Annotated in this window: 8 protein-coding genes; 7 read left to right on the top strand and 1 reads right to left on the bottom strand. The window is 65.2% G+C overall.

Features of this window, described 5'->3' with window-relative positions:
- The 3 genes from AC1DXV_RS25025 to AC1DXV_RS25015 form a co-directional block, all read left to right on the top strand.
- On the top strand, positions 1 to 144 hold a 144-nt coding region (locus AC1DXV_RS25025), incomplete at its 5' end, for a transposase domain-containing protein (RefSeq protein WP_477936087.1).
- A 103-nt stretch (positions 145 to 247) separates the two neighbouring features.
- Complete coding sequence (locus AC1DXV_RS25020) at positions 248 to 613, top strand: hypothetical protein (RefSeq protein ID WP_477873894.1); 366 nt, start codon at positions 248 to 250, stop codon at positions 611 to 613.
- Between the two features lie 198 nt (positions 614 to 811).
- The gene (locus AC1DXV_RS25015) at positions 812 to 1,279 is read left to right on the top strand and encodes a hypothetical protein (RefSeq protein ID WP_477873895.1); all 468 of its coding nucleotides are present in this window, start codon (positions 812 to 814) and stop codon (positions 1,277 to 1,279) included.
- A 2,986-nt stretch (positions 1,280 to 4,265) separates the two neighbouring features.
- On the opposite strand, the gene AC1DXV_RS25010 is transcribed toward AC1DXV_RS25015, so the two are convergent.
- Entirely contained in the window at positions 4,266 to 5,573 is a 1,308-nt protein-coding gene (locus tag AC1DXV_RS25010; protein ID WP_477936085.1) for a tyrosine-type recombinase/integrase, read from the bottom strand.
- Between the two features lie 238 nt (positions 5,574 to 5,811).
- Between AC1DXV_RS25010 and mutS the strand changes: the two genes are divergently transcribed.
- From mutS to pyrG, 4 genes are all read left to right on the top strand, one after another.
- Positions 5,812 to 8,367 carry a DNA mismatch repair protein MutS gene (gene mutS / locus AC1DXV_RS25005; RefSeq protein WP_477936083.1) on the top strand — a complete coding sequence of 852 codons (2,556 nt, stop codon included), beginning with the start codon at positions 5,812 to 5,814 and terminating at the stop codon, positions 8,365 to 8,367.
- On the top strand, positions 8,364 to 9,188 hold the full coding sequence (locus AC1DXV_RS25000; protein WP_477936081.1) for a proteasome-type protease: 825 nt from the start codon (positions 8,364 to 8,366) through the stop codon (positions 9,186 to 9,188). The genes mutS and AC1DXV_RS25000 overlap by 4 nt, the downstream gene beginning before the upstream one ends.
- Positions 9,189 to 9,201: 13 nt before the next feature.
- On the top strand, positions 9,202 to 10,029 hold the full coding sequence (locus AC1DXV_RS24995; protein WP_477865031.1) for an alpha/beta fold hydrolase: 828 nt from the start codon (positions 9,202 to 9,204) through the stop codon (positions 10,027 to 10,029).
- 51 nt (positions 10,030 to 10,080) lie between these two features.
- Positions 10,081 to 11,110: CTP synthase (gene pyrG, locus AC1DXV_RS24990; RefSeq protein ID WP_477936079.1), on the top strand; the 1,030-nt coding region annotated here is incomplete at its 3' end.

Below are 11,110 nucleotides of genomic sequence, written 5' to 3'. Positions count from 1 at the left end.
ATCATGAGCCTGGTGCAGTCAGCACGTCTGAACGGGCATGACCCCTGGGCCTACTTGCGTGACGTGTTGGAGCGGCTGCCGATGCTGCCCAATAGCCGACTCGAAGAGCTGTTGCCTCATCGGTGGACTCCGCCGCAGACTTGAGCAACTGACCGCCGTCAAGATGGGACGGCCAGACGCTCACGAGGGTTGGGCAGTAAAGACTGTTCGCGTATGACGATGAAGGAACAGAGGGATATCGATCAGAATGATCCATCCTGCGACGATCGACTTCATGCGCATGGCATGCCAAAGGCCCGGCATGTACATGCTCGATCACGACATACGGCAGTTGGAGATGCAGCTGTACGGCTTCGATGCCGCACTTGCGGCAACGGGCGCGCTGGGGACCCACGAAGCCTTTAATGCACACTTCACGGAGCTCGTTCGCACAAGTACTGGAGCAAGCGGGTCACAGGGTTGGGCCGCGGCGCTCATCGACACCTTTGGGCCCGGGGGGCCTTCGTTCAACGCATTCTGTGACCTTCTCTGCGACTTGTTTCCAGTTGCCTTTCAGCCCGCGGATTTCGAGCGCGCTCAATGCCCGACCCGCCTTGCAGGCAACCGCCACTAGGTATGCGGGCCGGTCGATGAAAACAAGCTTTGAGTGGCCACCTTCCCGCTCAGGAAATACTTTGGCTTGGTGTAGTCGTCTGGAGTGCGTGCTACGAGGTCGAATGCCTGGAGCCGGCCACAAGCGGTCCTCCGCGGGCGACTGCTTCCGAGCAGCTCACATCGGTAGCGACTGCCGGGCACAAGTTAGCATTGGCCGATGGCACGACCGATGTCCCCAGAGCGCGAGAAGGAATACGAGGAGCTTTCGGGCTACTTGGATTTCTTTACCACCCATGTTCTGGGTGTCGACCCAGCGAGCCCCATTCATACGACGACAACGCTGAAGCGCATCGCCGAGGAGCACGGGCGCTCCAAGGCGCTCGAAGGTCTGCGGCAGGCCGCAAATGACACCGTTCAGAGCCTCGAAGACAAGGCTGGCGTCGCCCATGCACTTGATGCTGCCCTTCGAGGGAGCGGGCTAGTCGGGTTCTACGAGATTGCTCACCGGTATGGCAGCGCATTTCGAAAGATCCTGAAGCGAGGCCGAATCAAAAATGAGACGGAGTACTACCTTGTCCATGGCGCGCTTGCAGACTGTGCGAACTCGATGGCAGACGACGAGCGTGCGGAGCTTAGCCGGCTCATCGAAGGGTTCGAGAGCGCTACAGGCGGCAAGCGTCTGTAGTCGGTCACGAGCAGCCCTTCGCGACCGGCTGCTTTGACGATCGGCCGGTGGCCCACGGGCCCCAATCTCGGTCCCGAATCGGAGAGCAGCTCSGAGCGCACCTGCATGCGTACACTGTGGCCCGTGGAATCGCTGCTCACTCTTGTCGATTCGTTCGTGGTCACTGCAGAACTTGCTCCGCAGCTCGACGGTCTCGAGCTGGGCAAGTGGTACGTCGTCGATGGCACGTTCGCTTCGGCRACGGAGYTGCCACCTCGCGGCAGTTGGGTTGAGGTGCAACTGCCGAACGGAGACTCCCGCCAGGTAGTGGTAGTGGGTTGCGAGAYTCGGCATGGTGTTGCGGCGCTGTTGTTCATAGAGCCAGACGTCAGTTTCCCGCGCCTGAGCAAAGTTCGCCGTCTCCCCGACYAGCTGCCATCGTGACTGTGCGGCTAGTTGCGCCGATCGCGACCGCTTCCGCAAACGGCCACAAGCGGTCCTTTCGTGACGTCCGCTCTGCGGCAGTGCTTCTCGTGACGCTACGATGCCACCCTAGCATCTCCTCGATGTCGAGAGGTCGGCATGCAAGATCAGGCACTGCAAACGTGAGACTCTTCTACCTCTTCTGGTTCTTCGTTTGCGCGGGATGGGGCTACCTCTCTGCCACATTTCCTTCGCAGCATTCACCTTCTTGGACGAGCGTAGCTATCACGCTTCCCGCCGCCCTGGTGACCTCGGTCGGCATCCTTTGGTTGGAACTTCAGAAGCTGCCCCCTGGCACGTTCGCGTTGCCGCCGTCGCTTCTATTGAAACCATGGAATCGTCCTGCGGGGGCTGCTCTGTTCATCGGCTTGACTTTCTTGTTCGCCGGGCTATGGGGCGCCACAGTGTGCATGGCTCTCGCACTGCCCAGTCCACTCGTTTCACTTCAGTTTTTTGCCATAGGTCTTGGTGGCGTAGCAGGCTGCTTTGCCGCTCATCGRCTGTTTCCCCAGAAGTTCAGCGCCTGACCATCCACCGACCTCTCAGAAAGCACCCGCACTTGCCTGATCTTCGAGACACGACGCGAAGCGGTACTTGGAATGGGCTCCCGCTGAAGCTTTCCGCGCGGCTCGTCAGCCGTTACGCCTGGCAAACGGCGTCGATCGTTCTGGAAATCGACGACCACGTCGTGCTGCAGACAGGCGGGGTGTACAAGGCTGTCGGGGAAACGATTGAGGCGTTCGAAGTCAGAGGTGAGAGGCACGAAGCGAAGCTGCGATGGGGCCTCGGAACACCGCGATCGTTTCCTTGCCAGGTTTTCATCGACGGCGCGCATGTGCGAAGCGAGAGGGTCCGTGTCGACAACTGGTGGTTTGGTCTATGGCCATGGATCCCTTTCGCTCTCATCGTCGCCTGGGCAGCGAATCGCTGATGCTGCCTCGAGGAGGCGTCGGACCGATGTCGGCCAGGAGCGGTCCTTCATCGCCGTCCGCTTTCGGGCAACTACATGAGCGGCTACGATCTCTCCGTCAGCGTCGCGGAACGGTAAACGTACGACCTCAGTCGTCCTCGGAAGGGGTGCAGGCTTCGACACCTGCCGCTGACAACCACACGCGATCCCACCGCCGCACTCGGCCAGATGCAGCCCTTCACGAGAGTGCTCTTTTGGGTCGTTAGACTTCCCTGTCATTGACAACTTCTCTTGAGCTGATCTGCCACGGCAAGCTGGGGCGCGCAGCTCATGCCAAATGGTAGTTCGCATGAGAGCCACGCTGCACGTCATCGCCGCACCTGTTGTGTTCATCGCTGCGGACCACCTACGCTCATTGCTTCAGCAGCTTCTCCCATCCTCCGACGTGCGAAGCGTTGTTCTTGCGAGCATCGCTGTCTACCTTGTCGTGTTCGCTGCGGCTGGTGCTGTCATGGCGCTTGTGGCGGACCGTCGCCAACTAGCCCTCGCTCTCGCGTTGCTCGTTGGTGTAGCGAGCCCTCTTTCCACACTGCCTTTCGAATCGGTGCATCCATTCGTTCATGTCACACACGCGCCCACTTGGCTTGAGCCGTTCCTCTGGGCGAATTGGTATGTTCCACCGGCGGCTGCACTGCTCGGAGCGCTTGTAGTGCTCGGCGTGCGAGCACGCACGCGGCGACCTAAGCCGCCTAGGAATCTGCCGACGTGAGACAGAATTCGGCTACGAGCGGTCTGTCGTAGAGGACCGTTCTCAGGATGTGCGGCACGGTGCTGGCATGAGCGGATATCTCCCCACAATACGTTAGGCCACATGTACACCTGCCCTGCCTGCAACACGCCCGTGGCTGCGCGAAAGCGATGGCTTCTGTCAGCCAGTTTCGTCTGCAGCAACTGCAGGGCGACTCTGTGCATGCGTCCAACTCAGCCAACGCTCTGGGCGTTTCGAGCCACCGTGGGAATCGGGTTATTCGGGCTCGTCTACTTCTCACGTAGTGGTCAGCGATACCTTCTCTGGGCAACTCTGGTTGCACTGCTTCTTGCGATCGTCACTTTGCAGTCCCTTGGAAGGGTAACTCACCGAGACCCAGCGACCGTACCTCCAGATCGTCTGGCGCAGGCAATGAACGGTCCGAATGCGCTACGAGTGCGTATCGGGCTACTTCTCATCCTCGTGCTCCTCATCCTCTTGGGACTAGGTGCACTTGAACCTAGTGCGCTAGTCGAGTGGTTCATCAAGGCCAAGGATGCGGCCTAACGCCAGCGCTGAACGGCCGCTTTCCGGAGGCTTGCTGGGCCTGTGCCACCTTCCGCTATGGGTCGATAGCTCCGCTTCGCCGCTCGCGAGAGCAGCCGTTCGACCAGCTCGGCGCCGCAAACGGCCCTATCCCCTCGGGCGTTGCAGATCGGCCGCTCGGGCGCGTTGCGTGGGGCTCGACGCGAGGCGCGACGAACGCCTCCATTCGGTCCGAGCTATTGCTCGGCGGCTAGACATGCCCGAACACAACCAGCCTGACGCTGACGCTCGGCGCTCACATGCCGTCGCCCCCCGGCCCATCAGCGTGAGGTGGATAGATGTATCCGCCGCTGCGCCAACTCTTCGAGGTGCGCGGACAGACGGTTGATCCAGACACGGCGCTGCTTGTCGTATGTGTGCAGGTTGTAGATCCCCTTTACCCCCTCCTGCATGTGCCCCAACATCGCCTCACCTACGTCGTCAGGGCACTCTAGCGACGTGAGGAAGGTGCGAGAGGTGCGCCGAAGATCATGCGGTGACCAGTGAGTGACCTGAAGACGTGGCCGAGCATGCTCCGGCCGCGTCTTGCTGTACGGCTGGTGGTAGTGCACCGCCGTCTGGATCGTCTTCTGCAACACGTGGCCACCTTCCCCTGGCGACGGAAAAAGGTAGCCGTCATGCACCTCCATCCGCCGGCGGATGACATCGAGCGCCCTGCCCGCCAGCGGCACACGGAAGTCCGTGGCGTTCGCATGCCGCGCGTTCTTGGTCTTCATCTTCGGCACGGTCCACCACCAACCATCCTTTTCCTTTGAAATCTCGCCGGACTCCATCGCCATGATCTCGGCGCCTCGCGCGAGCGTCCACAGGTAGACCGTCAGCGCGTCCTCGATCAGGCGGGGAAAGTTCGGTAGCCAGGCGATGAGCGCACCGGCCTCCGCCGCACTGAGTGCACGCTTCGAGGTACCGATCGACTCGCCGGAGATCTTTTTGCCCTTCGAGCGCAGCCGCCCGCGCATGATCTGGCGCCACCAGTTCGGAGTGCTCTCCGGGATCCGCCCGGCGTCGAGCGCGTAGTCCCACGCAGCGCCCAGCTCGGCCCGCAGCTTCGCAGCCTGCACTGGGATGCGCTGCAGCGACTCCAGCAGGTCGAAGCATTGCCGCCGGGTCAGCGTGGAGGCCGGCTCCGAGTCGAGCGCGCCGAGCATCGTGTCGAACATGCGCCGCACTTCGATCGCCCCTTTGGGCTTGCGGGCTCGGTCGACGTGGCCCGCCAGGTAGTCGTCGCACAGGAGGCGCACCGTATACCCGCGCTCCTGCTGCTCCTGTTTGGCTGCCACGCGGGCCGTCTGCTCGGCCTCCCGCGCTTGGCGCTTCGACAGCGCGGGATCGCCGCCCGCATCGCGCTCCTCGCGCAAACGCTCCCACTCGGCCGCAGCCGCCGGAAACGACATCGCTGGCCACCGCCCCAGGCCGACTTGGCGCATCCGCGCGTCGACCGGACTGCGGTACCGATAGGTCCAAGCGCGTCGGGTTTGAGTGGCTTCGAGACGAAGGCCTGGACAGCCGTCGATGGTAAGGTGCGCGCCTGGCTGAAGTGCCTTGGCTGCGCGGGCGTCGAACTGCATTGCGCTCCCTGCAAGCGTAGGTTTTCTGGAAGACCGGGTCGCAGCCCAGCGTAGGTTTCCATTTTAGAAGCCGGCAAACCTACGCAGAACGGCCAAGTTTCCCCAAGTTTTCATAGGCGCTGAAAAGTCCATCGTGACCATGTCATCCGACAAAAATACTCAGCAATTCAACGAGTTAGCTGAAGAAACGACCGCCAGCCGCGCTCCCGCGCCGGTCCCCGTTTCGGCCCACACCCCAATGATGCAGCAGTACCTGCGCATCAAGGCCGAGCACCCCGACACGCTCGTCTTCTACCGCATGGGCGACTTCTACGAGCTCTTCTATGAAGACGCCCGCCGTGCCAACAAGCTGCTCGACATCACGCTGACCAGCCGCGGCCAGAGCGGCGGCGAGCCGGTCGTGATGGCCGGCGTGCCCTTCCATGCCGTCGAGAGCTACCTGGCGAAGCTGATCAAGCTCGGCGAAGCCGTCGCGATCGCCGAGCAGGTCGGCGACGTCGCCACCGCCAAGGGCCCGGTCGAGCGCAAGGTGGTGCGCGTCGTCACCCCCGGCACCGTCACCGACGCCGAACTGCTCGCCGACAAGCGCGACGCGCTGCTGCTCGCGGTCTCGCAGAAGATGCAGCGCGGCGTGGTGAGCTACGGCCTCGCCTGGCTCGGCCTGAGCAGCGGCCAGCTCGGCCTGACCGAATGCACCGAACGCGAACTGCCCGGCTGGCTCGCCCGCCTGAACGCCGCCGAGGTGCTGGTCGACCGCGAGCAGGTGCCCGCCGCGGTCTCGCAGGCCCGCATCGCGATCACGCACCGCCCCGGCTGGCAGTTCGACACCGCGCTCGGCCTGCGCAAGCTGTGCGAGCAGATGCGCGTCGCCAGCCTCGCCGGTTTCAACGCACAGGAACTCGGCACCGCGCACGCCGCCGCCGCCGCGCTGCTGAGCTATGCCGAGCACACGCAGGGCCAGGCTCTGGCGCACGTGCGCGCGCTGCAGGTGGAACGCAGCGGCGACCTGCTCGACCTGCCGCCCACCACACACCGCAACCTCGAGCTCACGCAGACGCTGCGCGGCGACGACGCGCCGACGCTGCTGTCGCTGCTCGACACCTGCCGCACCGGCATGGGCAGCCGCGCGCTGCGCCACTGGCTCACGCACCCGCTGCGCGAGCRCACCGTCGCCTCGCAGCGCCACGACGCGCTCGACGTGCTGATCGAGCACGGCGTCGCGCCGCTGCGCGAGGCGCTGCGCGGCATCAGCGACGTCGAGCGCATCACCGCCCGCGTCGCGCTGCGCCAGGTGCGCCCGCGTGAACTCACCGGCCTGCGCGCCACGCTGCAGGCGCTGCCCGCGCTGCGCGAGCGCGTGCCGGGCCGCGCCCTGCTGCTGGAGATGCTGGCCGAGGCGCTGACGCCCGACGCAGCGATCGAAGCCCTGCTGCGCAGCGCGATCGCCGACGAACCATCGGTGATGCTGCGCGACGGCGGCGTGATCGCCCGCGGCTTCGATGCCCCGCTCGACGAACTGCGCGACATCAGCCAGAACTGCGACGCCTTCCTGCTCGACCTCGAAGCCCGCGAGCGCACGCGCACCGGCATCGCCAACCTGCGCGTGCAATACAACAAGGTGCACGGCTTCTACATCGAGGTCACGCAGGGCCAGGCCGCCAAGGTGCCGATGGACTACCAGCGCCGCCAGACGCTGAAGAACGCCGAGCGCTTCATCACGCCGGAGCTGAAGGCCTTCGAGGACAAGGCCTTGTCCGCACAGGAGCGCTCGCTCGCGCGCGAGAAGCAGCTCTACGAGCAGCTGATCGACCAGCTGCAGGCGCACCTGGAGGCGCTGTCGGGCCTGGCGCGCGCACTGGCCAGCCTCGATGCGCTGGCGGCGCTGGCCGAACGCGCCGACACGCTCGGATGGACGCGCCCGCAGTTCGTGCGCGAGCCCTCCATCGACATCACCGCCGGCCGCCACCCGGTGGTCGAGGCGCGCCTGGCCGAGACCGGCGGCGGCAACTTCATGGCCAACGACTGCCGGCTCGACGCGGCGCGCAAGATGCTCGTGATCACCGGCCCGAACATGGGCGGCAAGAGCACCTTCATGCGCCAGGTGGCGCTGATCGTGCTGCTGGCGGCGATCGGCTCGTTCGTGCCGGYCGATGCCTGCCGGCTCGGGCCTATCGACGCGATCCACACCCGCATCGGCGCGGCCGACGACCTGGCCAATGCGCAATCGACCTTCATGCTCGAGATGACCGAGGCGGCGGCGATCATCCACAGCGCCGGCGATCACTCGCTGGTGCTGATGGACGAGATCGGCCGCGGCACCTCCACCTTCGACGGCCTCGCGCTGGCCGGCGCCATCGCGAGCCACCTGCACGAGCGCAACAAGAGCTTCACGCTRTTCGCGACGCACTACTTCGAGCTGACCGAGTTCCCGGTGAAGCACGAGCGGGCGCTGAACGTGCACGTGTCGGCCGCCGAGAGCGGCGACGACATCGTGTTCCTGCACGACATCCAGGCCGGCCCGGCCAGCCGCAGCTACGGCGTGCAGGTCGCCCGCCTGGCCGGCATGCCCGGCACGCTGGTGCGCCAGGCGCGCGCGACGCTGGAGGCGCTGGAGGCCCAGCAGCACGCCGGCAGCGCGCAGATCGACCTGTTCGCGGCGCCCACGCCGGAGGCCGAGAAACCGGTGTCGCCGATCGAGCGGGCACTGGCCGGCATCAACCCCGATATGCTGTCGCCGAAGGAGGCGCTCGACGCGCTCTACCGCCTGAAGAACCTGCAGGACACCCCGTCATGACCTACTGTGTGGGCATCAAGCTCGATGCCGGCCTCGTCTTCCTGTCCGACTCGCGCACCAACGCGGGCCTGGACCAGATCAGCACCTACCGCAAGATGATGGTCTACGAGAAGACCGGCGACCGCTTCATGGTGCTGCTGTCGGCGGGCAACCTGTCGATCTCGCAGTCGGTGCGCGAGATCCTGCAGGTCGAGAAGATCGACAACGGCGACCTGCCACCGATCACCATCTGGAACGCCACCAGCATGTTCGATGCGGCCCGCGTGCTCGGCAGCGCGGTGCGCCGCGTCTACGACCAGGACGGCCCGTCGCTGAAGCAGGCCGGCGTCGACTTCAACGCCTCGATGATCCTCGGCGGCCAGATCAAGGGCGAGGCGATGCGGCTCTTCCTGGTGTACTCGGCCGGCAATTTCATCGAGGCGACGCGCGAGACCTGCTACTTCCAGGTCGGCGAATCGAAGTACGGCAAGCCGGTGCTCGACCGCATGATCACGCCGCACACCGCGCTCGACGAGGCCGCCAAGTGCGCGCTGGTGTCGATGGACTCGACGCTGAAATCCAACCTCTCGGTCGGCCTGCCGCTGGACCTGCTGGTCTACGAGGCCGACACCTTCCAGTCGCAGCAGATGGTCTGCATCGACGAGCACAACCCTTATTTCACGATGATCCGCAGCACCTGGGGCCAGCGGCTGCGCCAGGTGTTCGAGTCGATCGACGACCCGCAGTGGGATGGCAGCGCCGCCGAGCACCCGCTGTGCGTGCCGTCGGACCGCTACGAGCCGATGCGCAAGATCACGCACCCCGGAGAGAAGATCATCTGAGGGGCGCCGCATGATGGCCGCCCCGGGCTGCATCGTCTTCTCGCACGCGAACAGCTTCCCCGCCGGCACCTACCGGCAGTTGTTCGACGCCTGGCGCGCGGCCGGCCACGAGGTGCATGCGATCGAGAAGCTCGGCCACGACGAGCACTACCGCGTCACCAACAACTGGCCGCTGCTGCGCAACCAGCTGATCGCCTTCATCGAGCAGCACGCCGCGGCCGGGCCGGTCTGGCTGGTCGGGCATTCGCTCGGCGGCTTCCTGAGCGTGCTGGCCGCCTCGAAGCGGCCCGACCTGGCGCGCGGCGTGGTGCTGATGGATTCGCCGCTGATCGGCGGGCTGCTCGCCCGCACGCTGCAGGTGGCCAAAGCGACCGGCATCGGCGAGCGCTTCTCGCCCGGCCACGTCTCGAAGCGCCGGCGCCAGCACTGGCCGAGCGCCGAGGCGGCGTTCGCGCACTTCGCGGCCAAGCCGGCCTTCGCACGCTGGGCGCCCGGCGTGCTGCGCGACTACATCGCCGCCGGCATCGAGCCGTCCGGCCATGGCCACTCGCTGAGCTTCCGGCGCGAGATCGAGACGCAGATCTACTACACGCTGCCGCACCACATCCCGCGCCTGCTGGTGCGCCGCCCGCCCGGCTGCCCGATGGCCTTCATCGGCGGCACGCAGTCGACCGAGGTGCGCCAGGTCGGCATGAAGGCCACCGAGCGCTTCACGCAGGGGCGCATCTCGTGGATCGAGGGCTCGCACCTGTTCCCCTTCGAGCAGCCGGGGCAAGCGGCGGCCGAGGTGCTGCGCTGGCTGGGGGAGTTCGAGACGGCGTCCGAAACTGCGCGCCTATAATCGCGCTTTACCACCACGGCATTCGTCGACAAGGCGCCTGCTGACCCTGCAATGACCAAGTTCGTCTTTGTCACCGGCGGTGTGGTGTCCTCGCTGGGCAAGGGCATCGCGGCTGCATCACTTGCAGCGATTCTCGAATCGCGCGGCCTCAAGGTCACCCTCATCAAGCTGGATCCGTACCTCAACGTCGATCCGGGCACCATGTCCCCCTTCCAGCACGGCGAAGTGTTCGTCACCGACGACGGCGCCGAGACCGACCTGGACCTCGGCCACTACGAGCGCTTCATCACGACGCGGATGAAGAAGGCCAACAACTTCACCACCGGCCAGATCTACAAGAGCGTGCTCGAGAAGGAGCGCCGCGGCGACTACCTCGGCAAGACGGTGCAGGTGATCCCGCACGTCACCAACGAGATCCAGGAATTCATCAAGCGCGGCGCCGCCTTCGGCACCGAGCAGGCGGTCGACGTCGCGATCGTCGAGGTCGGCGGCACCGTCGGCGACATCGAATCGCTGCCCTTCCTCGAGGCGGCGCGTCAGATGAGCCTGCGCATGGGCCAGAACAACACTGCGTTCGTGCACCTGACCTACGTGCCGTGGATCGCCGCCGCCGGCGAGCTGAAGACCAAGCCGACCCAGCACACCGTGCAGAAGCTGCGCGAGATCGGCATCCAGGCCGATGCGCTGCTGTGCCGCGCCGACCGTCGCATCCCCGACGAAGAGCGCGAGAAGATCTCCCTCTTCACCAACGTCCCCGAATGGGGCGTGATCTCGGTGTGGGATGCCGACACCATCTACAAGGTGCCGCGCATGCTGCACGAGCAGGGCCTCGACGGCCTGATCTGCGACAAGCTGCGCATCAACACCCCGCCGGCCAACCTGAAGCGCTGGGATGCGCTGGTCGACGAGGTCGAGCACCCGAAGCGCGAGGTCACGATCGCGATGTGCGGCAAGTACACCGACCTGTCCGACTCGTACAAGTCGCTGAACGAGGCGCTGCGCCACGCCGGCATCCACCACCCCGCCCGCGTCACCATCGAGTACGTCGTTTCCGAGACGCTGACCACCGACAACGTGAACC

The organism is Rhizobacter sp. P3_C12 (assembly GCF_056402735.1).
This window is presented reverse-complemented; position numbering and strand designations above follow the sequence as displayed.

Bases quoted from the DNA above. Each gene is read 5' to 3' on its own strand.
- AC1DXV_RS25000 (WP_477936081.1), top strand. From the start codon at position 8,364: ATGACCTACTGTGTGGGCATCAAGCTCGATGCCGGCCTCGTCTTCCTG.
- AC1DXV_RS25020 (WP_477873894.1), top strand. From the start codon at position 248: ATGATCCATCCTGCGACGATCGACTTCATGCGCATGGCATGCCAAAGG.
- AC1DXV_RS25010 (WP_477936085.1), bottom strand. From the start codon at position 5,573: ATGCAGTTCGACGCCCGCGCAGCCAAGGCACTTCAGCCAGGCGCGCAC.
- AC1DXV_RS25015 (WP_477873895.1), top strand. From the start codon at position 812: ATGGCACGACCGATGTCCCCAGAGCGCGAGAAGGAATACGAGGAGCTT.
- AC1DXV_RS24995 (WP_477865031.1), top strand. From the start codon at position 9,202: ATGGCCGCCCCGGGCTGCATCGTCTTCTCGCACGCGAACAGCTTCCCC.